This window comes from Fusicatenibacter sp., from assembly GCF_050872605.1.
GTDB lineage: Bacteria > Bacillota > Clostridia > Lachnospirales > Lachnospiraceae > Fusicatenibacter.
The window spans coordinates 18,654-43,876 of sequence record NZ_JBNMHD010000008.1; the positions used below are offsets into that span (position 1 = coordinate 18,654).

At 48.0% G+C, this 25,223-nt stretch carries 26 protein-coding genes and 1 pseudogene; 20 read left to right on the top strand and 7 right to left on the bottom strand.

What is annotated here, in order from left to right:
* Positions 1-142 precede the first annotated feature (142 nt).
* The 5 genes from ACY2VT_RS04115 (at position 143) to ACY2VT_RS04135 (ending at position 3,385) form a co-directional block, all read left to right on the top strand.
* Positions 143-538 carry a pyridoxamine 5'-phosphate oxidase family protein gene (locus ACY2VT_RS04115; RefSeq protein ID WP_461878982.1) on the top strand — a complete coding sequence of 132 codons (396 nt, stop codon included), beginning with the start codon at positions 143-145 and terminating at the stop codon, positions 536-538.
* 9 nt (positions 539-547) lie between these two features.
* Complete coding sequence (locus ACY2VT_RS04120; RefSeq protein ID WP_461878983.1) at positions 548-1,159, top strand: pyridoxamine 5'-phosphate oxidase family protein; 612 nt, start codon at positions 548-550, stop codon at positions 1,157-1,159.
* A gap of 79 nt (positions 1,160-1,238) precedes the next feature.
* Complete coding sequence (locus tag ACY2VT_RS04125; RefSeq protein ID WP_461878984.1) at positions 1,239-2,021, top strand: protein-ADP-ribose hydrolase; 783 nt, start codon at positions 1,239-1,241, stop codon at positions 2,019-2,021.
* Positions 2,022-2,171: 150 nt separating this feature from the next.
* Complete coding sequence (locus ACY2VT_RS04130) at positions 2,172-3,077, top strand: SIR2 family NAD-dependent protein deacylase (protein ID WP_461878985.1); 906 nt, start codon at positions 2,172-2,174, stop codon at positions 3,075-3,077.
* A 170-nt stretch (positions 3,078-3,247) separates the two neighbouring features.
* Positions 3,248-3,385, top strand: a complete 138-nt coding sequence (locus ACY2VT_RS04135) for a DUF1848 family protein (RefSeq protein ID WP_461878986.1) — start codon at positions 3,248-3,250, stop codon at positions 3,383-3,385.
* 13 nt (positions 3,386-3,398) lie between these two features.
* Here ACY2VT_RS04135 and ACY2VT_RS04140 read toward each other — a convergent pair whose 3' ends face one another.
* Positions 3,399-3,866, bottom strand: coding sequence for a FeoA family protein (locus ACY2VT_RS04140; protein ID WP_461878987.1), 468 nt, complete (start codon positions 3,864-3,866; stop codon positions 3,399-3,401).
* Positions 3,867-3,953: 87 nt separating this feature from the next.
* On the opposite strand from ACY2VT_RS04140, the gene ACY2VT_RS04145 reads away from it, so the two are divergent.
* Positions 3,954-4,094: a hypothetical protein gene (locus ACY2VT_RS04145; RefSeq protein WP_461878988.1), complete on the top strand. Its 141-nt coding sequence runs from the start codon at positions 3,954-3,956 to the stop codon at positions 4,092-4,094.
* 332 nt (positions 4,095-4,426) lie between these two features.
* Positions 4,427-4,513: pseudogene (locus ACY2VT_RS04150) on the top strand (DUF6783 domain-containing protein); the annotation flags it as partial.
* On the opposite strand, the gene ACY2VT_RS04155 reads toward ACY2VT_RS04150, so the two are convergent.
* Both ACY2VT_RS04155 and ACY2VT_RS04160 read right to left on the bottom strand, forming a co-directional pair.
* Positions 4,472-4,561, bottom strand: a complete 90-nt coding sequence (locus ACY2VT_RS04155; protein ID WP_461878989.1) for a DUF6783 domain-containing protein — start codon at positions 4,559-4,561, stop codon at positions 4,472-4,474. The pseudogene ACY2VT_RS04150 and the gene ACY2VT_RS04155 overlap by 42 nt on opposite strands.
* A 36-nt stretch (positions 4,562-4,597) precedes the next feature.
* Positions 4,598-5,293, bottom strand: a complete 696-nt coding sequence (locus ACY2VT_RS04160) for a FadR/GntR family transcriptional regulator (RefSeq protein ID WP_461878990.1) — start codon at positions 5,291-5,293, stop codon at positions 4,598-4,600.
* A 559-nt stretch (positions 5,294-5,852) separates the two neighbouring features.
* Between ACY2VT_RS04160 and ilvD the strand changes: the two genes are divergently transcribed.
* From ilvD to ACY2VT_RS04175, 3 genes are all read left to right on the top strand, one after another.
* Positions 5,853-7,598: a dihydroxy-acid dehydratase gene (ilvD, locus tag ACY2VT_RS04165; protein WP_461874582.1), complete on the top strand. Its 1,746-nt coding sequence runs from the start codon at positions 5,853-5,855 to the stop codon at positions 7,596-7,598.
* Between the two features lie 2 nt (positions 7,599-7,600).
* Positions 7,601-8,653: a sugar kinase gene (locus ACY2VT_RS04170; protein ID WP_461878991.1), complete on the top strand. Its 1,053-nt coding sequence runs from the start codon at positions 7,601-7,603 to the stop codon at positions 8,651-8,653.
* Positions 8,654-8,727: 74 nt separating this feature from the next.
* Positions 8,728-9,366, top strand: coding sequence for a bifunctional 4-hydroxy-2-oxoglutarate aldolase/2-dehydro-3-deoxy-phosphogluconate aldolase (locus ACY2VT_RS04175; RefSeq protein ID WP_461878992.1), 639 nt, complete (start codon positions 8,728-8,730; stop codon positions 9,364-9,366).
* A gap of 202 nt (positions 9,367-9,568) precedes the next feature.
* Here ACY2VT_RS04175 and ACY2VT_RS04180 read toward each other — a convergent pair whose 3' ends face one another.
* Both ACY2VT_RS04180 and ACY2VT_RS04185 read right to left on the bottom strand, forming a co-directional pair.
* Positions 9,569-10,726: a M20/M25/M40 family metallo-hydrolase gene (locus tag ACY2VT_RS04180; RefSeq protein WP_461878993.1), complete on the bottom strand. Its 1,158-nt coding sequence runs from the start codon at positions 10,724-10,726 to the stop codon at positions 9,569-9,571.
* A gap of 59 nt (positions 10,727-10,785) precedes the next feature.
* On the bottom strand, positions 10,786-12,072 hold the full coding sequence (locus tag ACY2VT_RS04185; protein ID WP_461878994.1) for a hypothetical protein: 1,287 nt from the start codon (positions 12,070-12,072) through the stop codon (positions 10,786-10,788).
* A gap of 187 nt (positions 12,073-12,259) precedes the next feature.
* Between ACY2VT_RS04185 and ACY2VT_RS04190 the strand changes: the two genes are divergently transcribed.
* The 10 genes from ACY2VT_RS04190 to ACY2VT_RS04235 all read left to right on the top strand — a co-directional run bounded on the left by ACY2VT_RS04190 (position 12,260) and on the right by ACY2VT_RS04235 (position 23,755).
* Positions 12,260-13,369: a M20/M25/M40 family metallo-hydrolase gene (locus ACY2VT_RS04190; RefSeq protein ID WP_461878995.1), complete on the top strand. Its 1,110-nt coding sequence runs from the start codon at positions 12,260-12,262 to the stop codon at positions 13,367-13,369.
* 14 nt (positions 13,370-13,383) lie between these two features.
* Positions 13,384-14,571: a hypothetical protein gene (locus ACY2VT_RS04195; protein WP_461878996.1), complete on the top strand. Its 1,188-nt coding sequence runs from the start codon at positions 13,384-13,386 to the stop codon at positions 14,569-14,571.
* Between the two features lie 273 nt (positions 14,572-14,844).
* The gene (locus tag ACY2VT_RS04200) at positions 14,845-16,464 is read left to right on the top strand and encodes an ABC transporter substrate-binding protein (RefSeq protein WP_461878997.1); all 1,620 of its coding nucleotides are present in this window, start codon (positions 14,845-14,847) and stop codon (positions 16,462-16,464) included.
* 64 nt (positions 16,465-16,528) lie between these two features.
* Positions 16,529-17,545 carry an ABC transporter ATP-binding protein gene (locus tag ACY2VT_RS04205; protein WP_461878998.1) on the top strand — a complete coding sequence of 339 codons (1,017 nt, stop codon included), beginning with the start codon at positions 16,529-16,531 and terminating at the stop codon, positions 17,543-17,545.
* Positions 17,535-18,440, top strand: coding sequence for an ATP-binding cassette domain-containing protein (locus ACY2VT_RS04210; RefSeq protein ID WP_461878999.1), 906 nt, complete (start codon positions 17,535-17,537; stop codon positions 18,438-18,440). Before ACY2VT_RS04205 ends, ACY2VT_RS04210 begins: the two co-directional genes overlap by 11 nt.
* Entirely contained in the window at positions 18,437-19,444 is a 1,008-nt protein-coding gene (locus ACY2VT_RS04215) for an ABC transporter permease (RefSeq protein ID WP_461879000.1), read from the top strand. The genes ACY2VT_RS04210 and ACY2VT_RS04215 overlap by 4 nt, the downstream gene beginning before the upstream one ends.
* Entirely contained in the window at positions 19,441-20,334 is an 894-nt protein-coding gene (locus tag ACY2VT_RS04220) for an ABC transporter permease (RefSeq protein ID WP_461879001.1), read from the top strand. Before ACY2VT_RS04215 ends, ACY2VT_RS04220 begins: the two co-directional genes overlap by 4 nt.
* 114 nt (positions 20,335-20,448) lie before the next feature.
* A complete protein-coding gene (locus tag ACY2VT_RS04225; RefSeq protein ID WP_461879002.1) occupies positions 20,449-21,210 on the top strand; it encodes an endonuclease/exonuclease/phosphatase family protein in 762 nt (253 codons plus the stop codon).
* A 201-nt stretch (positions 21,211-21,411) separates the two neighbouring features.
* On the top strand, positions 21,412-22,590 hold the full coding sequence (locus ACY2VT_RS04230; RefSeq protein WP_461879003.1) for a trans-sulfuration enzyme family protein: 1,179 nt from the start codon (positions 21,412-21,414) through the stop codon (positions 22,588-22,590).
* The gene (locus tag ACY2VT_RS04235; protein ID WP_461879004.1) at positions 22,571-23,755 is read left to right on the top strand and encodes a MalY/PatB family protein; all 1,185 of its coding nucleotides are present in this window, start codon (positions 22,571-22,573) and stop codon (positions 23,753-23,755) included. The genes ACY2VT_RS04230 and ACY2VT_RS04235 overlap by 20 nt, the downstream gene beginning before the upstream one ends.
* A gap of 76 nt (positions 23,756-23,831) precedes the next feature.
* Here the strand turns inward: ACY2VT_RS04235 and ACY2VT_RS04240 are convergent, their stop codons facing one another.
* Together ACY2VT_RS04240 and ACY2VT_RS04245 are read right to left on the bottom strand one after the other, a co-directional pair.
* Positions 23,832-24,560, bottom strand: a complete 729-nt coding sequence (locus ACY2VT_RS04240) for a hypothetical protein (protein ID WP_022462534.1) — start codon at positions 24,558-24,560, stop codon at positions 23,832-23,834.
* Positions 24,561-24,842: 282 nt separating this feature from the next.
* Positions 24,843-25,136: a hypothetical protein gene (locus ACY2VT_RS04245; RefSeq protein ID WP_461879005.1), complete on the bottom strand. Its 294-nt coding sequence runs from the start codon at positions 25,134-25,136 to the stop codon at positions 24,843-24,845.
* Positions 25,137-25,223 lie beyond the last annotated feature (87 nt).

Sequence of the window (25,223 nt, forward strand, 5' to 3'; positions counted from 1 at the left end):
ATAGTTTCCTTTTGGTAACTACACCACAATATTGTGCTTACTTTACGAAAAGCCTCTGTAAATTTATGATAGAACCATCGAAAGAGAAAACAATCTTTCAAAAGAAACAATCTAAAAAATATTCAAAATGGAGGAAAGTAAAATGAGCAAAGTAGTAGAATTTTTAAATGAGAATCCAGTACAGTATCTGGCAACGGTAGGCCGCGATGGAAAGGCAAAATGCCGTCCGTTTATGTTTGCAGGTGAGCTTGACGGAAAACTGTGGTTCTGCACCAACAACACCAAAGATGTTTACAAAGATATGCAGGAAAACCCGGAAATTGAAATTTCTGTTTCCAGCCCGTCCTACGCATGGATCCGTCTGCACGGAACGGCAGTGTTTGAAAAAAATATGGCCGCAAAAGAAATGTGCATCCAGAACCCGATCGTAAAAGGCCAGTACCAGACTGCTGACAACCCGATTTTCGAGGTATTCTATCTGGACAATGCACACGGTGTAATCGCAGACTTTTCCGGAAACCCGCCGTACGAGTTTTAATCTGCCGCTATGGAGAGAAATGATTATCTGAAAATGTTAGTGGAGGAGATGCACTCAACCACGATGGCAACGATCGGCGCAGACGGTCATCCACAGACCCGCGTGATCGACATGATGCTGTGGGATGAGAAAGGAGTGTATTTTCTGACCGCAAAAGGAAAAGCTTTTTATGCGCAGCTCATGGAGCAGGGCTACGTGGCGATTTCCGCGACAAAAGATAAAAAAGCAGTCTCTCTCCGCGGCAGAATTCAGAACATCCACAGCGAAAAGCTGGATGAAATTTTCGAAAAAAATCCATACATGCAGAAAATTTATCCAGGCGATACGCGCGCAGCACTTGAGGTGTTCCGGCTGTACGAAGCCGAGGGAGAATACTTTGACATCAGCGATCCGTCGCATATCGTGCGTGACACGATCCTGATCGGCGGCGCAGAGCAGTCGATGGCCGGATACGAAGTGGGAAACGAATGCATTGGCTGCAAGCTCTGCTTTGCAGTCTGTCCGCAGAAATGCATCGACATCACCCGCATCCCGGTCGTGATCGACCAGCACCAGTGCCTGCACTGCGGCCGGTGCGCGGAGACATGCCCGAAAGGAACAATCCGTAAAAGAGGGCAGTAACCCGCTTCTTTTATCTACAGATTTTATGGGAAAAGTGATAAGATAGAGTCTATAGAAACGACGGAAATGAGGAAATAACATGAACCAGAGTGAACGACGAAATTTTCTGATCCAGTCGCTGTTGGATGAGAGTCAGGAGTACCATGATTTACAGATCCCGTCCGACAGCACCGGGCAGAGACAGCTTCTGCGGGGGCTGATGAATGTGCGCATGGCGAAAAAGAGCAGTGCGGAATTTCTGAAAATCCAGGATGCGTATCTGCAGGAGGAGACGGCGAAAAAGGGTGTGACGGATATTGAAGAGCTTACGCCGGTGCAGCCGGGGCTGTATCTCTGGCGGGGCGACATCACTGCGCTCCGGTGCGATGCGATTGTGAATGCAGCGAACAGCGGCATGACCGGCTGCTACGTGCCGAATCACCGGTGCATTGACAACTGCATCCATACGTTTGCAGGCGTGCAGCTTCGACTGTACTGCGAGGAGATGATGGAAGCGCAGGGCCACGCGGAGCCGACAGGGCAGGCGAAAATCACACCGGCGTATAATCTGCCGTGCCGCTATGTGCTCCACACGGTCGGTCCGATTGTCGGAGGACAGCTGACGGAAACGCATTGCCGACAGCTGGCGGACTGCTATCGGTCGTGCCTTTCGCTTGCAGCGGAGAATGAGTTGAAAAGTGTGGCATTCTGCTGTATCTCCACCGGTGAATTTCATTTCCCGAACGAGAAAGCGGCAGAGATTGCCGTTGCGACGGTGAAAGAGTTTTTGGCGCAGAATAAGACGAGCGTGGAGAAGGTGATTTTCAACGTGTTCAAGGACCGCGACCGGGAGATTTACGAGGAACTGCTGGGAGAAAAGTAATCGCGGAAGAATGGGAAACAGAGCAGTCGTTTTTTGATGTTGAAAAGCGGCTGCTTTTTCCATACATGAGTTACAAAAAAGTGCTTACTTGTGAAGCGAGCAGTTTTCATTTAAAATAAAAGCAGAAAATAAAGAAGAGGTGAATTTGCGATGTTTGAAAGTTGGAAAGAAAGAGAATTTGAAAAAAAGATGGAGCGTTTTCGCACCGCACTGCAGGAAAAAAACACGATTTTAATAGGAGCCGGGGCCGGGCTTTCGACATCGGCCGGATTTACCTACAGCGGTGAGCGGTTCCGGAAATATTTTGCGGATTTTGAACAGAAATACGGTTTCCACGATATGTATTCTGGCGGCTTCTACCCTTACGATATGCTGGAAGAATACTGGGCGTACTGGAGCAGATACATTTACATCAACCGCTATCAGGACGCGCCAAAACCGGTTTACCAGAAACTGCTCAGCCTGATGAAAAATAAGAGCTATTTTGTCATCACCACAAATGTAGACCACTGCTTCCAGAAAGCCGGATTTGATAAAAACCGTTTGTTTTACACGCAGGGAGATTACGGCCTGTTTCAGTGCTCCAAGCCGTGCTGCAAGGAAACGTATGACAATGAAGAAATCATTCAAAAGATGCTGCTTGCCCAGGGGTATCAGATCCTGGAAGACGGAAGCCTTGTTCCGCCGGAGAACGGAAACCTGAGTATGCGGATCCCATCCGAACTGGTGCCGTACTGCCCACACTGCGGAAAACCGATGAGCATGAATCTGCGCGCGGATGACACGTTCGTGGAAGATAAAGGTTGGCATGAGGCATCCAGCCGACGCATTGATTTCCTGCTTCGTCACAACAGAGGCCATATCCTGTATCTGGAACTCGGCGTGGGATACAACACGCCGGGAATTATCAAATATCCATTTTTCAGCATGACAGCAGAAGATAAAGATAATCTTTATGTCTGCATCAACACCAGCGATATGCGTGTCCCGGATCTGATCCGTGACAGAGCGGTGTGCATTAAAGGGGATATTGGGGAAGTGCTGGATCGGATCTGAGACGGAAAAACATATAATATTCGAGAAAATTAATCACGTCACTTACGTGACGAGATGATGACATGATTGACGAGACAAATTCAACAGAGGAGATGACAATATGCCTTATCAGGAAAGTGAGACTGTAGAATTGAAAACGTTCATTGTTGAGATATGAAAGGTAAAACAGCATGATTTTAAACACCGGCTGCCGGACCGATATTCCGGCGTTTTTTAGTGAATGGTTTTACAACCGGGTCCGGGAGGGCGATATCATAAAAGAAGCAAAGCAGGAGTCGTATTTTGATGCACAGCTTCGGCTGTTTTAGCAGAAATCACAGCTTACCTCTTAATTTTTGCAGCTTGTTCCCAAAACAGTAGATTGCAAACCTTCCGGCATGGTATAATCATAAGATCGAGAGGGGGGAGTTGGACATGAAATTTCTGGTGGAGCAGATTGCGCCGCAGGAGGAAGAAGAGGTGCGGGTCCGGCGCCACGACACGGAAGAAAAATGGGTTGAAGCGATCCGCGCCGTTACGGCGGGAGAGGCTTTTCAGATAATCGGTAAGCGTCAGTGCAGAGGCGCAGCCGAGCAGCGTAAGGATAATCAGAAGCGCAAAGGCGCGATGATCCAGCCCGATTTTACTGCCCTTCACCATGACGAGATAATAAACGTGAAGCTCCGACAGAATCGAAATCCTGGCCCCGGGAACAAACCCAAGCGACTCCAGATAATGACGCTGCTTTTCCTGGCCGCAGATTTTATTGATGACGTAAAACTGATTGAAATCGGTTAAATTTAAAGGCATGCAGTTCCTCCTTTATTACGAGAGTACATCGTAACATGCGACCACGCCATCACAGCCGACGATGTCCAGATCAAATGGACAACCCTCATGGGCAGCACCGAAGCGAGCGAGAAAGATGAGATCGGACTCGCACACGTTTCGATCTCAAAAGACGGGGAAGTGTTCAATGAAAAGACGATCAGCTTTGTGGCGAAAGCAGTGAATGCGGTTACGGATGTGATAGGGTAAAGAAAATAGGATAACAAAAAAGAAACGAGCAACTCCCTCGGCTTCTGATGAGCTTACCGGACAAAAAACCCGTTTCTTTTTTTATAGCGGCTTTCGCATGCATCACTGCAAAATCCAACACTTCCGTTTATTTTTTTACCACAGTAACTACACCTTTTCATACAGGTTCCTCCATCCCTTTCTGTTTTTTCGCTCTCACGATCTATCGCCATTTTATCACCCACCTACGAAAATAGCAAGACCGGCAAAAACCAGGAACACGATTCATTGCTATTTTTTCAGCACCTGAACACTTGCTGTTCAGGTGCCAAAGAACGTGATTCAAGCGTGAACATGCTGTGTTGCAAGCACCGCTTTGCGGTGTATTTTGCCCTCATTCAGTTGCCGTAGCTCGCTACGATACCTTCATTCGGACAAAATCTCCCACAAACGGGACTCACAGCTTGCGAAAAGCCTTTTTCAGACACGCTCTGGCGTTACGTATTACCGCCTATTGTCACATATCATTGCTTATGCGAGGGATTACAGATTCCCTTGCGGTTGTAGACAAGATGGAGATACATGGCATCCTGTGCGCGGAGCGGATCGCGGCGGGCAATCGCATCGGCAATTTCACGATGGCTTTCTATGGTTTCCTTGCGAAGAATTCCGCCGGTTGTCTCCACAAACAGAGGAATGGAACTGTTGATCACAGGGATCAGTCTTGGGACAACAACGTTTTTGCTGCTTAACGCGATAGCGGTGTGAAAATCGATATCTTTTTGCGTGTGATCTTCATGATTTTTTAAGAGTGTTTCTACCTCATCGCAGAGTGCGGTGATTTTTTTTATGTCTTTTTCATCTGCGCGCGTGGCGGCCATGGCAGCGATGGAAGGTTCGAGCAGAAAACGGACCTCCAGAAGATCCTGAACCAGCTTCTGCTTATTGTCAATGAAAATAAATCCAAGGGGATCTTCTACCATACCCGGAGACGCGGCGATATACGTTCCGGATCCCTGGCGGACGGTGACAATGTTTCGGGATGCCAGAAGCTTCATGGCTTCCCGGAGAGAGCTTCTTCCCACATCCAGGCGCTGTGAGAGGATGGTTTCGTTCGGAAGTTTGTCTCCCGGTTTTAAGTTTTCCTCTAAAATAAGTGCGATGATGTCATCTGATATTTTTTGCGGAAGACTTTTTTCTTCCTGTGATAAAGTCGTCATATGATTTGCTCCGTTTCTTAGATGTTTCATTCTTACTTCTTATCATAGTATCTTTACGATTTGAAGTCAAAATGTCAAAATACACAAAACTAAAATGAATTTTTAGAAAAAATTCCAATATTGTTTTTTTGATAAGATGATTATATGATAAATACATCAGATGAATTTGAAGCCGAATAACAAAAAATATTCGTGTAACACAAGAAAACAGTAGAAAATACTGATATGCGATGTGAAAAACATCAGATGAATTAGGGGGAAACAGAAGAATGGAAGGAACAACGTTTGCGGCGGATCCAATGCGCCTGATGATTGCAGCAGCCGGAATCTGCGAGATGTAAAACATCTGGTACAGGCTGCATCAGGCTGCCAGAAGGAGGTAGATCTGATTTGCGGAAGATATATCGTTGATGCGAAATCTATGCTGGGAGTATTCAGCCTGCCGACGTTTCACTGTGTGGAGCTTGGTGCGGAAGAGGAAGAAGAGCAGAAACTGACAGAAATTCTGGAAAGTTTTGATCTGCTTCGAAAATGATAAAAAGTACAGGAGGAAAAAATGATGCAGTTAAAAAGTCAGGAAATGAGAAAACTTGCGCCGGAGCTGGATCCGCTGCGCATCGGAACCGGATGGACGAAAGAAGATCTGGGAAAGGTTCAGGTCATAGTGGAAAGCACGTATGGCGACAGTCATCCGGGCAGCGGTCATCTGAATATTCTGGAGGAAGAGGTACGGAAAGGAATTGCCGAGGAAGGTGGATTTGGCGCGCGCTATCACTGCACCGATATCTGTGACGGTGAGAGCCAGGGAACAGACGGAATCAACTACAGTCTTGCCAGCCGTGAAATGATTGCAAATATGATCGAGATTCATGCAAATGCAACTCCGTTTGATGCCGGTGTCTATCTCTCCAGCTGCGATAAGGGTGTACCGGGAAATCTGATCGGACTTGCCAGAGTCAATATTCCGTCCGTGTTTGTTCCGGGTGGAACCATGAATGCAGGTCCGGAAATGCTGACCCTGGAGCAGCTCGGAATGTACAGTGCAAAGTTTGAGCGCGGTGAGATTGATGAAGAAAAGCTTGACTGGGCGAAATGCAATGCCTGCCCGAGCTGCGGCGCATGTTCCTTTATCGGAACTGCTTCTACGATGCAGATCATGGCGGAGGCACTTGGCCTTGCGCTGCCGGGAACAGCACTGATGCCGGCAACCAGCCCGGATCTCCTTGCGTTTGCAAGAGAGGCAGGAAGACAGGCGGTAAGACTGGCAAAGATGGAACATATGCGTCCTTCGGATATTGTGACGATGGAAAGCTTTGAAAATGCAATTCTTGTCCATGCGGCGATTTCAGGAAGTACCAACTGCCTGCTTCATCTTCCGGCCATTGCACATGAATTTGGCATTGAGATTACCGGAGATACCTTTGACAGACTGCACAGAAATGCCAGATATCTTCTGGATGTACGCCCGGCAGGACGCTGGCCGGCAGAGTGCTTCTACTATGCAGGCGGTGTACCGGCCATCATGGAAGAGATCAAGGAGCACCTCCATCTGGATGTGATGACTGTTACAGGAAAGACGTTAGGGGAAAATCTGGAAGAACTGAAGCAGAACGGATTCTATGAGAAATGTGAAAAATGGCTTCAGGAATTCAACAGACGGTATCAGGTAAACCTCACAAAAGAGGATATTATCCGTCCATATGATAAGGCAATCGGAACCGATGGAAGTATTGCCGTTCTCCGTGGAAATCTTGCACCGGAAGGAGCCGTGATCAAACATACGGCATGCCCGAAGGAAATGTTTCAAGCTGTGCTCCGTGCAAGACCGTTCGACAGCGAAGAAGAATGCCTGGATGCTGTCCTGAAGCATAAGGTTCAGAAGGGAGACGCCGTTTTCATCCGCTACGAGGGACCAAAAGGAAGCGGAATGCCGGAGATGTTCTACACATCAGAGGCAATCAGCAGTGATAAAGAGCTTGGAAAGAGTATTGCGCTGATTACAGACGGTCGTTTTTCCGGCGCATCTACCGGCCCGGTTATCGGTCATTGCAGTCCGGAGGCAGTTGACGGCGGTCCGATCGCACTTGTAGAAGAAGGCGATCTGATTGAAATTGATGTTATGGAAAGAAAACTGAATATCATCGGAGTTGCAGGAGAGCGTAAGTCGATGGAGGAAATCGACCAGATTCTTGCCGAAAGACGGAAAAACTGGAAGCCGGTAGAGGCAAAATACAAAAAAGGTGTGCTGAGACTTTTCAGCCAGCATGCAGCAAGTCCGATGAAGGGAGCTTACCTGGAGTATTGATGATGAAACAGAAATTTATTACACTCGGCGAGATCATGCTGCGCCTGACACCGCCGGATTACGAAAAAATCAGGACAGCAACCGTATTTGAAGCGAGATATGGGGGAAGCGAAGCCAATGTGGCTCTTTCCCTGGCAAATCTCGGGGTGGATGCTTCGTTCTTTACGGTGGTTCCGGACAACAGTCTGGGAAAAAGCGCCGTTCGTATGATGAGAAGCAACGATGTGAACTGTGACAGCATTGTCTACTCCACCGAAGAAGAAACACCAACGCACCGTCTCGGAACGTACTATCTGGAAACCGGTTACGGAATCCGTCCGAGTAAGGTTGTTTATGACAGAAAACACAGTGCTTTTTCCGAATATGATTTTGATAAAACAGACATAAAGAAGCTTCTTGAGGGCTACACGTGGCTGCATCTGAGCGGGATAACACCGACACTCGGCGAAAAATGCCGGAGCTTAATTCTTGCCTGTCTGAAAGAAGCAAAAGAGCAGGGAATGACCGTAAGCTTTGACGGAAATTTCAGAAGTACCCTGTGGAGCTGGGAAGAGGCAAGAGATTTCTGTACGCTGTGCCTTCCTTATGTGGATGTCCTGTTTGGAATCGAGCCGTATCATCTCTGGAAAGAGGAAGAGAATCACGAAGCGGGCGATGTAAAGGACGGGGTACCGTTCCAGCCGGATTATGAGGAGCAGGAAAAGGTATTTTTAGCCTTTACGGAAAGATATCCGAATATCCGATGCATCGCAAGACATGTCCGTTTTGCACACAGCTGCAGCGAAAACAGTCTTATGGCCTATCTGTGGCTGAACGGGAAAACGTACGAAAGTAAACGGCTCACCTTCCAGATTCTTGACCGTGTCGGCGGCGGCGATGCATTTGTAAGCGGCATTATTTATGCCCTGATGAACGATTACTCTCCGGAAGACACCGTAAACTTTGGTGTTGCGGCAAGTGCTGTGAAACATACGATTCACGGCGACGGCAATATTACAGACGATGTATCACTGATCCGTCATATCATGGAAATGAATTTTGACATCAAAAGATAAGGCAGAAGTACCGGAGTGTGTTTGGAAATGGTTTTTCCGACACGCTCCGGGAAAAGAAAGAGAGGAAAATTGAAATGAAAGCAATGGCTGAGCGTTTTCAGAAACTCGGAGTTGTTCCGGTAGTTGTACTGGAAAATGAAAAAGATGCCGTACCACTGGCCGAAGCGCTGGTACAGGGCGGCCTTCCGTGCGCCGAGGTTACATTCCGTACAGAAGCTGCAGCAAAGAGCATTCAGCTGATGGCAGAGGCCTATCCGGATATGCTGGTCGGAGCAGGAACGGTTCTGACAACAGAACAGGTAGACCTTGCCGTACAGTCCGGTGCAAAATTTATCGTAAGCCCGGGCTTTGATCCGGAGGTTGTGGATTACTGCCTGAAAAAAGAGATTCCGGTATTTCCGGGATGCATTACCCCTTCCGAAGTTGCGCAGGCGGTAAAAAGAGGACTTGAAGTGGTAAAATTCTTCCCTGCGGAACCGGCAGGAGGACTTCCGATGATCAAAGCGATGGCTGCACCTTATACGGGAATACGGTTTATGCCGACCGGAGGAATCAATGCCGCAAATCTGGAAGAATATCTTTCCTGTGATAAAATCCTCTGCTGCGGAGGAAGCTGGATGGTTAAAGGCGACCTGGTGAAGGCCGGTGCATTTGACAAAATAAGAGAACTGACAGCAGAAGCAAGAAAGCTTGCTGACTCCATCCGGAAATAGTAAAAAGCGAGACACACACTCCATATATACACACACACATGAAAAAGGGAATGTGAAAAAACTTGATTGAGTTTTTTCACATCCTCTTTTTTGCCGGGTGACGAATTTCCGCACGATGAGTTTTTATACCCGAACGGGATGATTTCAAACTAAATGACAAGGAATTATACCCGTTCGGAACGAGACCTTTTTTGCAGTAAAATTACAGCGCCAGGATCGTAGCCACCAGCTTTTTGCACTGTGTCAGCAGGGAAGACGGAATCGCATACTCGTCGAGCGAATGTGCGCCGGCACCCTGGATGCCGAGACTGCAGAGAGCCGGGATTCCGATGCGGGTGACAAAGGAAGTGTCGGAGCATCCGCTCTGCTGGATGCCGTGTGGAATTGGTTCGCCAAGCATGCTACAGCTTTCCTGGTAGAGGGAGAGCAGATGGTCGGCGCCGTCGACCATTTCCATGGCAGGATAGTAGCCGTTCTGTTCCATTGTGCAGCTTGTTCCGGGAACGGTGACATTTTCACAGAGGTTTTTCAGAAAAGCGATCGCTTCTTCATACTGTGCATTTGCCGCATAGCGGATGCCGACAGAAAATTCGCAGGAATCTGGGATGACATTGGCGCCGGTTCCACCCAAAATGCGGCCGCAGTTGAAGGAAAGATGGCCAAAAACCGAGCGGCTTTCAATCTCCGTGATCATATGTGCTGCCTGTAGAATGGCACTTGCGCCCTTCTGCGGCTCTTTCCCGGCATGAGCAGCTTTTCCTTTTACCTTAACGCGGATGATTGCGCCGCCGTTTCTTCTGGTCGTCACTTCACCATTGGTGTAACCAGATTCCAGATTAAAAGCCGCTTCACAGCCGCTGGCATACTGTTCAACAAGCTTTCCGGCTTCGCCGTGGGAGAAGGCATGAGCGACCTCTTCATCTCCGGTGAGCACCAGCTTAATCTGGCGGTCTTCATAGCCGATGGCATTCAGAGCGCGGAGCGCAAACAGCGCAATCACATCGCCGCCTTTCATATCATAAACGCCGGGACCGTATACGCGGTCATCCTTCACAAGAAATGGTTCTGCGCCAAAGGTTCCGACGGCATGAACCGTATCCATGTGCCCAAGCAGAAGAATCGGCTTCTTTTCCTGCGGATGCGTCCACGCAGCAAGTGTCGGGCCGGCCTTTTCAAAATGATGAATCTGCCGTTCCATGCCGAGTGCATCGCAGTAGGTATCAAGATGCGCCGCAATCCGCTCATTCGCTTCACGGTCGGCGGAAGGTGTTTCGATGGAAACAAGGTTTTTCAGCAGTTCTATCATGCTGTGTTCATTTTTTTCAAGATAAGCAAAAGCCTGTTCTGTTCTGGTATCCATAACAATTCTCCGTTTCGTATCGTATGTACTCGCAGAAAGATTGCGAGAGTATATGTGTTTTATAAAGTGATTTTCATGATCCGTGCCGGGCGTCCCCTGCCGTTGCTGATTTTTCCGATCGTTGTCACACAGTGTTCCTGCTCGAGCCGCAGAATCAGTCGGTTGGCGCTTCGCTCCGTGATTCCCATTTCTTCGGCGAGCTTTGCGGAGGTGATTTCCTGGTTGTATTTTTGCAGAATCTCTTTCAGTTTTTCGTACGTACTGCTGCTGATGCGAAGCCTGTGCAGAAAATACGCCGTGTGATCGATCGGATCCGCCGCTTTAATCTCAGTAAACTGATGCTCATCCTCCGCAATATAGTTCGCGCCGGAGCGGTCTGCAATGGAGTGGTTGAGCGCCATCGCAGCACGGGACTTGGCTTCCATGGGGGAATCTCCGTAGCCAATGCCGATCCAAAGCCGGTTGTGTGGTGTCTGCTGTCCGTAAAACAGGATTTTCTGATATTCCCCGTTCTGGATAAATTCCCGCATCAGAACCGGACGGGAGGACATGATATAAAAAATAGAAGCACCCTCGGAAAATGCGGCGGCTCCCATGCGGTGGGCTGCAGAGTAAATGAGCTCGCGCATTTCGTTCTGATAATGAATTTTTTCCCATTCGCGAAGGGAAAGATTGGTTTCCTGATCAAAGGAATAATCAAAATAGATTTGCACAGAAGCATTCTGACCGCGGTTTTGCCGTGCGGTATTTTCCAGAAACTGGATATGATAAACCTGTTCCAGAATCACATCCTCGGAAACAGAAATGCGGATACAGGGGATGTTCTCCGCCGACAGCATCTCATACGTTTTTTCCATGTTGGTAAAGCAGACTTTTGCTCCATTGTGATAATAATTATAGCGGTGAAAGTCTGTAAGTGCATTCTGAAAATCATCCTGATCCGGCGAAGAACCATGCGCAACGAGGACACGGCCATTGGAAATACCGATTTCTTCCAGCGTTTTATACACAAGCGATTCTTCATACATATCAATACTGATCACATCCGGAACGCAGGAATAACGGACAGCGGATTCAGCCAGCGCTTTTAAGACTGAGGTCTGATTGTGAGGCAGAAAAGTCCAGGGAACGGTCGGCTCCAGCCGTTTTAAGGCATAGTGGTAGTTGGTCGGACCGGTAAAAATAATACCGGACACTTTTTCCTTCTGAAATTGTTCAGCAGCTTCCAGACCATATCGATAATCATTGGAACGTTCGTAGACTACGTCGAGATCCGGCATGCGCTTTTCCAGCGTTTTCTGAATCCTGTCACAGATGTGATCAGAACCTGTTACTCCGATTTTCATAATTAAAGTTCCTTTCCGGGAATTAAAGACAGAAAAATAAATTATGGCATAATTTTACACCTATTAAGGACGAAAGGCAAATGATATGATGGAAAAGAATTTTACGGAATGTTACACACCGAAACAGCAAGTGTTCCGGTGCTGAGTGAACAGTAACTATTTTTTTCAGGAATGGAGAGAAAAAGGTATGAAAAATCAACGCATGCTGGAAGAACTGCTGGAGCTGATGCGAATTGACGTGTCGAGCGGTCAGGAAACGGAACTTGCGGATTGCCTGGTGAAGAAGCTGGAACAAATGGGATTTTCGATCACGCGGGATGAGGCCGGTGCAACGTTCGGCGGTGTGTGCGGCAATATTCTGGCGGTACGGGAAGGGGAACGAGAGGGTGTCGCCTGTTTCTGTTCCCATATGGACCGTGTGCCGGGCGGTATTGGGATCCGGCCGGTGGAGGACAACGGAATTCTTCGCTCTTCGGGTGACACAATTCTGGCGGCAGACGATTTGTCCGGTGTTGCAGCTATTTTAGAGGGTGTGCGGCAGGCAATCGAATCCGGAAAAGAACTTCCGAAGCTGGAAATCCTTTTTACGGTTGGTGAGGAAGCCGGCCTGTACGGTGCGAAAGCGTTTGATGTAAGCCTGCTGATGGCGAAAACGATGTATGTACTCGATTCCCCGGGCCGCATTGGACGAATCGTAAACGGTGCGCCGGGACGTGCACTTCTGGAGGCACAGATTTTCGGCAAGGCAGCTCATGCGGGAAATGAGCCGGAGAAAGGCATTGACGCGGCAAAAATCATGGCGGAAATGCTGGCAACGATGGAGACGGGAAGGCTTGATGAGAACACGACATCCAACTTTTCCCACCTCTGGTCGAAAACGTGCGAGGCAATGAATGTGGTCTGTGATCACGCCATTCTGCGCGGAGAAATGCGGAGCAGATCGGGAGAAAAGCTGGATCGTTACGAAGCGTATTTTCAGACTCACTGCCGAAAAATCGCGGAGAAACGCGGCGCGCGTGTGGAATTTACAAGAGAAAATACCTTCCTGCCGTTTTTTGTTCCGGAGGACTCTGAGATGATTCAGATTGTGACGGAATCCCTGAAAGAGATGGGAATCGAACCGCAGATTAACAGCGGTGGCGGCGGTATGGATGGAAATATTTTCAATCAGAAGGGAATTACCTGTGTCGGTATTGCAACGGGTTATTTCAAGAATCATTCGACCGAAGAATATCTGCACCTCGATGATTTCTACCGGGCCGGAGAGCTGGTAGCGCGGATCATTGAAAAAGAATAAGGGAGAGAGAAAAAATGGCTGAGATTTTAACAAACAACGCAATGTTTTCCAGCTTCATGATCGTTCTGATCGTGTTTGCACTGGGTGATATTGTAGGAAAACTGACAAAGGGAAAGCTGTCCGGAATGATGGTTGTCATGCTTTTATTTCTGGTAGGCTTTCTGACAAAACTGTTCCCGGCGGACATCATTGACCAGGGAGGCCTTACGGCATTATCAAAGCTTGCTATCGCAATGGTACTGTTTAACATGGGAACGACCCTGAATGTAAAACAGCTGGTCGAGGAGTGGAGAACCGTACTGATGGCAGCGCTCTGTATGCTGGCATCCTGCATTGTAATGCTTCTTGTTACTCCGATCATCGGATTTGATACCGTGCTGGTCGGAATGCCGGTCATCAACGGTGCGGCAATGGCAACCTCTCTGATGGCAAGCGCCGCAGCGGAAAAGGGCCTGGCAACGGCTGCAGCACTCTGTGCCGTGATTTATTCCGTACAGAAATTTGTCGGTGCGCCGATTGCATCTGCCATGGGGATCCGTTATGGAAAGAAGCTGCTGAAGGCATACCGCGAGAACCCGGCGCAGTTCAAAAAACAGGAAGCCGGAAACGGTGGCTCCGTAAAAGTTTCTTTTGCAGACAAACACAAAGAATGGTATTCTGCCAATGTCATGATGGCACTTGTGGCAGCAGGCTCCTGGATCGCCCATATCCTTGGCGATCTGACGCCGATCAATTACAGCATCTGGGCGCTGCTTCTTGGAGTTGCGTGTGCCGCTTCTGGCCTCGTTCCGACCAAACCACTGCAGAAGTCGAATTCCTATGGTCTGATGATGGTTGCTGTCTTCGGTTCCATTATCCCATCCCTGGCTAAGGTTTCTTTAAGTGATCTTGGCACCATGGCATTCCAGACGATCGTTCTGTTTATCGCAGCTTTGATTGGTGTTGCACTGGTCGGATGGGTGCTTCCGACCTGGAAGCTTGTAGGCGACAGGGATCTGGCGATTGGAATCGGTGTGGAACAGTTCCTTGGTTTCCCAAGTAATGTTGTCATCTGCCGCGAGGTCGGCGATGCAGTCGGCGAGACCCCGGAAGAGAAAGCATTTATTGAGGATACGCTGAATGTGCCGTATGTTGTAGGAGGAATTACCGTTATCACGGTTCTTTCAACGATGCTGGCAGGATTTGTCATGAATATGCTGTAAAGAATTAACCGAATCAAGCAGCGAAGCGGATTGCGAATATCCGCTTGACAGATACAGGAAAACAAACAGGACCTTGCGTCAGGGGAAAAACCTCTGTCCAGGGTCGTTTTGTGTTTTAAAAGAAAAATATCCCCCCACCCGGCTTGTGCAGGAGCTGAATATCCAATATAATGAACAAACAGTGTGTTCATCAGGGGTGCAGCACTTGAAGGGTACGAAATAAAACAAGCGGTCAGTCCGGAAAACAAGCCGGTCTGAAAATGGGAGGAAAACATGAAGAAGAAAGTATTATCTCTGCTGGTGATGGTGTCTCTTGCGGCATCCTTGGCAGCGTGTGGGCAGGAGAATGGGAAAAATAGTACGGCTTCGTCGGAAGCAGGTGCGAAAACAGAGACGAAATCCGATGCGAAAACAGATACCGATCAGACAGAGGAGGAAGAAACAACGCTGGTTTACGGTTCTGCCGATTATACCAGAATCAATCCGGCGATGGACGAGCACGGCGAAATCAATGTACTGCTGTTTAGCGGACTGACAGCACACGATGCGGATGACAGCATTGTTCCGGGACTGGCAGAAAAATGGGAGTACGACGAAGAAACCTGCACGTATACCTTTCATATCCGGGACGGCATCCAGTGGCACGATGGAGAAAAATTTACAGCAGACGATGTAAAATTCACCATCGAAGCAATCATGGATCCGGAAAACGGATCAGAGAATGCACCGAACTATGAAGATGTGGAAGAGATTACCGTGATCGATGATCAAACGGTAGCGTTCCGGCTTTCCGAGCCAAACGTGGCTTTCCTGGAGTATATGACGATGGCAATCCTGCCAAAACACCTGCTGGAAGGCGAAAATATGCAGGAATCGGATTTCTTCCGTGCACCGGTCGGAACAGGTCCGTACAAACTGGAGAGCTGGGATGAAGGACAGTCGATTGTTCTGACAAAAAATGAAAATTATTATCTTGGGGCACCAAAGATTGACAAGGTTATTTTCAAAATTGTACCGGATGACAATGCGCAGGCAATGCAGCTGGAATCCGGCGAATTGGATCTGGCGCTGCTTGACCCGAAAAATGCGCAGAATTTCAAAGAAAAAGACGGTTTTACCTGCTACGATATGACAACAGCAGATTACCGCGGAATCTTATTTAACTTTGCGAATGATTACTGGACGAAAAACAGAGACATCATTCCGGCGGTATGCTATTCTATTGACCGTCAGGCGATCATTGATTCCGTGCTTCTTGGCGAGGGAATGCCGGCATACAGTCCTCTGCAGCGAAACATTTATAATAATGAAAATATAGAACATTATGATTACAATCCGGAAAAAGCGCAGGAGATTCTGGAAGCAGCCGGATGCACAAAAAACAGCGACGGTATCTATGAGCGTGACGGAGAAGAAATCGGCTTTGTGATCAGCGTAATGTCTGGCGAGCAGGATCGTATTGATATTGCCCAGGCGGCAGCACAGCAGCTCCGGGAAGCCGGAATCAACTGTACCGTAGAAATTCCGGCACAGATGGACTGGGGCGGACAGATGGCATGCCTGATCGGATGGGGAAGCCCGTTTGACGCAGACGACCATACCTACAAGGTTTTTGGTACCGACAAAGGAGCGAATTATTCAAGCTATTCCAACGAAAAAGTAGATGAATACCTGTCACTTGCCCGTCAGAGCGATGACCCGGAGGTGCGGAAGGAATACTACGGAAAATTCCAGGAAGAGCTGGCAGAAGATCCGGCCTATGCATTCATCTGCTATATCGATGCAAATTATGTAGCGGACTCCGGCATTCAGGGAATTTCCGAGGACACGGTACTTGGCCATCACGGCGTTGGTATTTTCTGGAATATTCAGGACTGGACAATGACAGAATAAAAAAGAAAAAGCAGACGGAGGGGGTATGTTTACCCCCTTTTTGTCCGTACAGGAGAAAAACAGAATGGAAGAACGATTAAAGGTGGAGCATCTTTCGGTCAGCTTTTTTACCGATGAGGGGGAAGTGCAGGCAGTTCGGGATGTCAGCTTTTCCTTACAGGCGGGCGAGGTGCTTGCTGTGGTTGGCGAGTCAGGCTGTGGAAAAAGTGTGCTTTGTAAAAGTATTATGAAGCTGTTGCCGGAGAATGCGAAGATCAAAAACGGAAAAATCCTGGTCAATGGCGAAGATCTTGCGGGATGCGGGGAGCGCAGAATGCGGGAGCTGCGGGGAAAGCTGTTCTCGATGGTGTTTCAGAACCCGATGACTTCCTTAAACCCGACGATGACTATCGGGGCGCAGATTGCAGAGGCAGTGCGGGTACATCAAAAAGGCATGGGAAAAGAAGCGGTGGAACAAAGAGTGACAGAACTGATGCAGCTGGTGGGAATTGAGCAGGCAAAGGAGCGGAAAAAAGCATATCCGCACCATTTTTCCGGCGGAATGCGGCAACGGATCGTACTGGCGATCGCACTGGCGGGAAATCCGGAAATTCTGTTTGCAGATGAACCGACAACGGCGCTGGATGTGACGATTCAGGCACAAATCCTGGATCTGTTGCGGGAAATCCAGAGAAAGCTCGGAACGGCAACGGTTTTTGTCACACATGACCTCGGCGTCGTTGCACGGATTGCAGACCGGGTAGCGGTTATGTATGCAGGAAAAATTGTAGAGATCGGAACGGTGGATGAGATTTTTTATGATCCCCGCCATCCGTATACGTGGGGGCTTCTCCGTTCGATCCCGTCTTTTTCGAGGGGAAAGGAAAGCCTGCCGGTCATACCGGGAATGCCGCCGTCTCTTCTACATCCCCCCAAGGGAGATGCTTTTGCCGGCCGCAACGACTATGCGCTGAACATTGATTTTGAGGAGGAGCCGCCGATGTTCCGGATCACAGACAGCCATTATGCGGCAACGTGGCTGCTGGATGAGAGAGCACCGAAGGTTGTTCCGCCGATAGGAGGAAGCGGAAATGGAAGATGAAATTTTACTGGATGTGCGTCATCTGACGCATATTTTTCCGTTGTCCAGAAAAACAGCGGTAAAGGTGGTCGATGATGTATCGTTTCAGATTCGAAAAGGAGAAATTTTTGGCCTTGTAGGAGAATCCGGTTCCGGAAAATCCACAGTGGCACGCTGCGTAATGAATATTTACCAGCCGTATGCCGGCCATATTTATTATAAAAATGTGGATACCTGTGACAGAGGGCAGTTTCGAAAAAACAAAAAAATGCTGCAGAGAACACGCCAGATGATTTTTCAGGATTCCGGCTCCAGTCTGAACCAGAGAAGGAAGGTCTGTGATATCGTGGAAGAGCCGATGCGGGTGCAGAAAATCCGGCCACTGCGTGGAAGCTATCGGGAGGAAGCAGAATTTCAGATGAAGTATGTAGGGCTGGATCCGGAATATCTGAAAAAGTATCCGGGTGAATTATCGGGCGGACAGCGGCAGCGTGTTGCGATTGCACGGGCTCTGACAATGGAGCCGGAGCTTCTGGTAGCAGATGAGCCGATTGCATCGCTGGACGCGTCGATCCAGGCGCAGATTGTGAATCTGTTCCGTCATTTGCAGAAGGAGCACGGCTTTTCGATCCTGTTCATTGCACACGATCTGGATATGGTGGAATTTCTGTGTGACAGAGTGGGTGTGATGTATCATGGAAAGCTGGTGGAAACCGGTCCGGCAGGAGCCGTGTTTCAAAATCCGCTGCATCCGTATACAAAAGCGCTGATCGCAGCCATTCCGATTCCGGATCCGCGAAGGGAACGGGCGAGAGCCGTTCCGGATTTTGCAAATATGGAATTCTCCAGAAAAGGAACCTTGCAGGAAGTGGAAAAAGACCATTTTGTGCTGACAGAAGGAGGCGATGTGACATGAAAAGCCGAAACAGAGCACTTTATTATGGAAAAAAGGCAGCGGCATTTCTGGCAAGTGTCCTGCTGCTGTCGGTACTGGTATTTTACATTTCAAGGCTTGCACCGGGAGACCCTCTGGTATCGTATTATGGGGACCGTGTAGAAAAAATGACGCCGGAAGAAAGAGCATGGGCGGAAGAAAAGCTGGGGCTTAGAGATCCGATTTCCGTACAGTATATCCGCTGGGCAAACAATGCGCTGCATGGAGATTTCGGGATTTCGTATAAATATAAAATGGATGTAACACGCGTCATTAAGGGACGGATTGGAAATACGCTGGTGCTTGGCGGGATCGGATTCCTTCTGATTTTTGTTCTCGCGCTGCTTCTTGGAAGTCTCTGTGCCTGGAAGGAAGATACCTGGCCGGACCGTATCATCTGTAAGGTCGGAACCGTCACGGGATGCATACCGGAATTCTGGCTGTCGCTGCTTCTGATTCTTGTTTTCTCCATGCAGCTCAAATGGCTGCCGAGCTCCGGTGCGTACTCCGTTGGAAAACAGGCGGATTTTCCGGATCGTGTCTGTCATCTGGTACTGCCGATGATCGTTGTCGTGTTGAGTCATTTGTGGTACTATGCGTATATGATCCGCAATAAAATCCTGGATGAAGTGCGGGAAGAGTATGTGCTTCTGGCAAGAGCAAAGGGTCTGAAACGGAAAACGGTCATGTGCCGTCACTGTCTGCGAAATACGATTCCATCGTATCTTGGCATTATGGCGATTTCTGTTCCCCATGTGCTGGGGGGAACCTATATTGTAGAAACGGTTTTCTCCTATCCCGGCATTGGAACGCTGGCATATGAAAGTGCAAGATACAAAGATTACAATCTTCTGATGCTGCTGTGTCTGATATCCGGAATTGTTGTCATTTTGTGCAATATAGTGGCACAGATCATCAACGAAAGAATTGATCCGCGGATGCAGGAGAAAGAAGTAGCAGAAACATCGGAGGTGATGATGCTGTGACAGAAAAAGAACAATTATTTCAGTTTGCAGGAGAAAGATCAGCGGAAAAACCGGAGGCGGAAAAAAAGAAAAAATGGTATCAGGGCCGGCCGGTGGCAGCAGGGCTTTTTCTGGGACTTCTCATGCTTGGCTGCCTTTTCTGCGAGCTGATCATGACAAAGGATCCTTCGTATATGGATCTGAAGAACTGTTCTGTTATGCCGTGCCGGGAATTTCTGTTTGGAACAGATACGATGGGAAGAGATATTTTTTCCATGATCTGGTACGGAGGCAGAATATCGCTGGCGATCGGGCTGCTTTCTACATTGATTTCCACCGTGATTGCGATTCTGTTCGGCGCAGTCAGCGGATGTGCCCCGGCATGGCTGGACTCTCTTCTGATGCGGCTGACAGAGATATTTTTGTCGGTTCCGAATCTTCTTCTCGTTATTTTCCTTCTGGCTGTCGCGGGGAAATCCAATGTAGTCACCATTTCCGCCGTGATTGGGATGACGAGCTGGACGAGCATCGCAAAGGTTGTGCGGACGGAAGTACGGCAGATCCGGAACAGCGAATACGTGATTGCGTCCCGCTGTATGGGAGGTAGCTTTTTCTATATTTTATGGCACCATCTGGCGCCGAACTTTTTTTCTTCGATTATGTTTATGGTAGTCATGAATATTCGAAGCGCGATTGCGGCAGAATCCACGCTGAGCTTTATGGGAATCGGTCTTCCGCTGGAAGTGATTTCCTGGGGAAGTATGCTGTCACTTTCCGAAAAAGCGCTGATGACAAAGGCATGGTGGATCATTCTGATCCCGGGTATCTTTCTGATTGTGACACTGCTTTGCTTTACCGAAATCGGAAATTACCTGCGGAAACAGGCAAACAGAAAACAGAGAAACCTGTAATTGTATTCGAAAGAAACGGACGGAACTGCCAGAAAAGCTGCAAGTTCCGGATTGTGGAAAAGGTTTCTCAAACATGCTACAGAGTATACTGGGAATAAAAAGGAGGGTTTTACCATGAAATTTGTAACATTTAATATTCGCTGTGATTTCGGACAGGATGGAGCCAACAATTTTATCTACCGCAGACCGCTGATTCTGGAAAAAATCCGACAGGAAAAGCCGGATATCATCGGTTTTCAGGAGGTCCTGCCGCATGTGGCTGCCTGGCTGAAGGAAAATCTGACGGAATATTACATTGTCGGCTGCGGAAGAGAAAAGGATCTGACCGGCGAGGCAATGATCATTGCCTATCGGAAAGACCGTTTTCAGAGTGTGAGCCTGGAAACCTTCTGGCTGTCACCGACACCGTACGTGCCGGGATCCCGTTATCCGGTACAGAGCATGTGCCCGCGCACTGCGACGGATGTGGTATTTGAGGATATGGAGACCGGAAAAGTGTTCCGCGTCATCAACACCCATCTGGATCACGAGTGCTCCGAGGCGAGAAAGCTTGGCCTGGAACAGATTCTTGCACATCTGGAAGCTGAGAAAGCATTTGCCGATGTGCCGGTGATTTTTAACGGCGACTTCAATGCCGAACCGGACAGCGAAGAGATGAAACCGCTGAGGGAAACTGCAGGTCTTGTGAATGCGACGGAAGGAATCGGCATTACCTTCCACAACTATCATCGCGATGATCCGAACGATCCGCAGTGCTTGATTGACTACATCATTCTCAAAGGGGACTGGAAACTGAAAAAGGTGGAAAAATGGACGGAGCAGAAGGACGGTGTGTGCCTTTCTGATCATTATCCGATCTGTGCGGAACTTATTTAAAATATGGATGCAAGAGGCGGCCGCCGGGAGAAAAAATCTTCTGGCGGCGTTTTTTTACGATAGTTATAGGAAAAACTTATAACAAGTCAAAGAAAAAAGGGAATATACAAACGCCGCATTTTCTGTTATGATAGGTTACGTTACAAAACCTATCAGATTAGTATAGAAAGAAAAATTACGAAATAACAGGAGATTATTCATATGGCAAGAGGAATTGACACAAAATGTATCCATTTAGAAGAGGACGAGGGACAGTGTAGCCACTACGGTACACTCAGCTACCCGATTTATCAGACCGCAACGTATGCGCATCCGGGCGTAGGACAGAGCACCGGATTTGATTACAGCAGACTGCAGAACCCGACCAGAGAGCATCTGGAAAAAATGGTGGCTGTGCTGGAAAACGGAATTGACGCATTTGCATTAAGCTCCGGCATGGCAGCGATCTCTCTTCTGATGGAGCTGTTCCGCCCGGGGGACCACATCATTGCGGACTCCGATTTGTACGGCGGCAGCATTCGTCTGTTCCACCACGTGAATGAGAAAAACGGCGTTGAATTTTCCGGTATTGACTGCTGTCGTGATGACGTGGAAAGCTATGTGAAAGAAAATACAAAAGCCATCTACATCGAGACCCCGACGAACCCGATGATGAACGTAACCGATATCAGAAAGATGGCAGATATCGCAAAACGCCACAACCTGATTCTGATTGTGGACAACACCTTTATGTCCCCGTATTTTCAGAATCCGCTCGATCTCGGTGCGGACGTTGTGATTCACAGCGGCACGAAATACCTGAGTGGTCACAACGATACACTGGCAGGCTTTATCGTGACGAACCGCGAAGATATTCAGGAAAAACTGCGTTTCCTGATCAAGACAACAGGTGCAGGCCTTGCTCCGTTTGACTGCTGGCTGGTACTGCGCGGCATGAAGACGCTTGGCATCCGCATGGAACGCTCCCAGGAGAATGCAAAACAGATTGCCGCATGGCTGCAGCAACAGAAAGCAGTCACAAGAGTGATTTATCCGGGACTGCCGGATCACCCGGGCTATGAGATTATGAAAAAACAGGCAAGAGGCTTCGGTGCCATGCTGACAATCCAGCTCGAGAGCAAAGAGTTTGCCCTTGCCATTCTGGAAAAGGTAAGAATGATCCGTTTCGCAGAGAGCCTCGGCGGCGTGGAGACACTCGTTACGTATCCGACGACGCAGACACATGCCGATGTGCCGAAGGAAATCCGTGAGCGGAACGGAATTACGGAGAGCACCCTTCGTTTTTCCGTCGGAATTGAAAATATCGAGGACCTGATCGGCGAGCTTACGAAGGTCTTTGCAGAAATCGAGGAAGAGAAAAATGGCGGAAAGAAATCTTGATTTTGACAGAATCATCAACCGAAAAAATACAGACTGTTTAAAATATGACTTTGCAGTAAAACGCGGCATGCCATCCGATGTGCTGCCGCTGTGGGTGGCGGACATGGACTTTGAGACATCCTCCTACATCGAGGATGCGCTGGTAGAGCGTGCGAAAATGGGCATTTACGGCTACAGCGATGCGCAGACTCCGTATTTTGAGGCCGTTGCGGGATGGATGAAACGTCATCACAACTGGCAGCCGAAAGAAGAATGGCTGATCAAAACGCCAGGCGTTGTATTTGCACTTGCGATGGCAGTCAAGGCTTACACCGCGCCCGGGGATGCCGTGCTGATCCAGTCACCGGTTTACTATCCATTTTCGGAAGTCATTGCGGATAACGGCAGAAGAGTTGTCAGCAGCACGCTGGTGCTCGGCGATGATAACCGCTATCACATGGATGTGGCGGATTTCGAGGAGAAGCTGAAAGCTGAAAACGTAAAGCTCTTTTTCCTCTGCAATCCGCACAATCCGGTCGGAAGAGTCTGGACGAAAGATGAGCTGACGGCGATCGGCGATCTCTGCGTGCAGTACGGCGTGACCGTTGTAAGTGATGAGATCCATGGAGATTTCATTTTTAAGGGCGAGCATCAGGTGTTTGCTGCGATCAAAAAAGAGTACGAGGACATCACGATCACCTGCACCGCGCCGAGTAAGACATTCAATCTGGCAAGTATGATGATGTCAAACATCTTTATCGCCAACCCGGAACTCCGTGCGAAATTCCGGAAACAGCTCGATGCAGCCGGAACGAGCCAGCTTGGTGTGATGGGTCTGGTGGCATGCGAGACGGCATATAATAAGGGCGAGGAGTGGTATGAGGCAATGCTTTCCTATGTGAAGGCAAATGCAGAATTTACAAGGCAGTATGTGGAGGAGCAGATTCCGGGCGTGAAGATGATCGACCTGGAGGGAACATATCTCGTATGGCTCGATTTCCGCGAGACGGGGCTTTCTGTCGACGAACTGGAAGACCTGATCATCAACAAGGCGAAGCTGTGGCTCGACAGCGGCAAGATCTTCGGAGACTGCGGTCGCGGCTTCCAGCGGATCAACATCGCCTGCCCGCGCGCAACCCTGACCGAGGCACTGGAGCGGATTCGGGATGCGATGAAAAGCAGATAAAGCCACACCGATGAGATGCGTAGCATTTTGGAAGTTGGCTCTGAACAGTGACGAAAACATGTTGAAAAGGCGTAGCTTACGGAACATCTTTTTGGGAGATATGATTTTTTTTGTGTCTCCGGTAGAGAAAGAAGAAAGCTGCGCCTCCGCATATCAAAACGAGTACTTTCACCGGAATCTGATATACCGGATACACAGAGGTATAAATGCAATGATATTCTGGCGAAGAAACTTCGCTTTCCTCAGCAGGGCTCGGGCTCCAGGAAAAAGATGCCAGAATTCGAAAATATTTTTTATCAGAAGAAAACTGGCTATAAGGAAGATAAAAATCTGGGTTTCCAGGCGTTGTGATTTTCCGTTCCAGCGTCCAGGGTTCTTCCGTGCTGTTCCGAGTCCACAATTCTGCTTTTTCTAATTCAAAAAGATACATCAGTGGATCTGTCTCCAGACGGATAAAGTCTTCTTTCGCAGTTCTTACCTGGGTTATATTTTGAAAATCGAAAACTGTCTGATATAACAAAGAACGATCTGATTTTTCCTGATAGGTGAGTACATTTGCGGCATACAGATCTTGGAAACTTTTTGTCTTTTCAGATCGTTTAAAAAAATAGAAATCGATAGGTTTGGAAGAAGTTTTTCGATACTCGTTTTCTAAACTGGATTCTATTGGCGAAGCATTTTCTGGTACGTTTTCTTTTAAAAAAGAGCACAATACCGTATCGTCATTTTCGAATGCAGTGTCTGCTTTGACTGGAACAGAAAAACAGAATAACAGGGTGAAAAATAAAAATTTGATTTTTTTCATAATGAGTTACCTCTTATTTATGGCTTTATTCAGTTGATGCCGGATTTAAAAGTTTTTTTGAATGGTTGTTCTGTACTTTTTGTTACTGCAATTCCTAAAACATTCATAATCTGCCCGTTTTTCTACGAGTAATGGCGACTTGCTCATGATTTTACTTAAATTACTTGAAAATACCTTAAACACAATTTGCCTATCAGAGAAATTTGTGCTTCTGGATAGGCAAATTGTTACTTTGAAAGAGTAATTAGAAATTAAATGTACTTGTATGTGGTGAATGAAAGTTTAATAACTTAGGTTCATTGTTTTATATGCAGTATAGGCTGTTCCTGATGGAGAGTAGCTAATTCCACCACCGTTGTAGGAAAAAGAGATACTGTAGCCGGTTTTCTGGGGATTATATAAGTATCCCATTACAATTCTTTTATCACTGCTATTACCTGCAGTAGCGTGACAGTATGTAACACCTTTAAGCTTCATGGCATAGTCGGGTGTTCCTAGTTGACTCCCTGAAAATTCAGCACCAGATAATTGCTGATTATTTGCAGTAAGAGTTCCACCGACTTTCCAATCGTTCATAGTATTATCTTTGTACCATAATTTTCCACCATATTCATACGGTCTCATAGCAGCGCCTAATTGAAAAGAAAAACTGTCTTTTCCGCG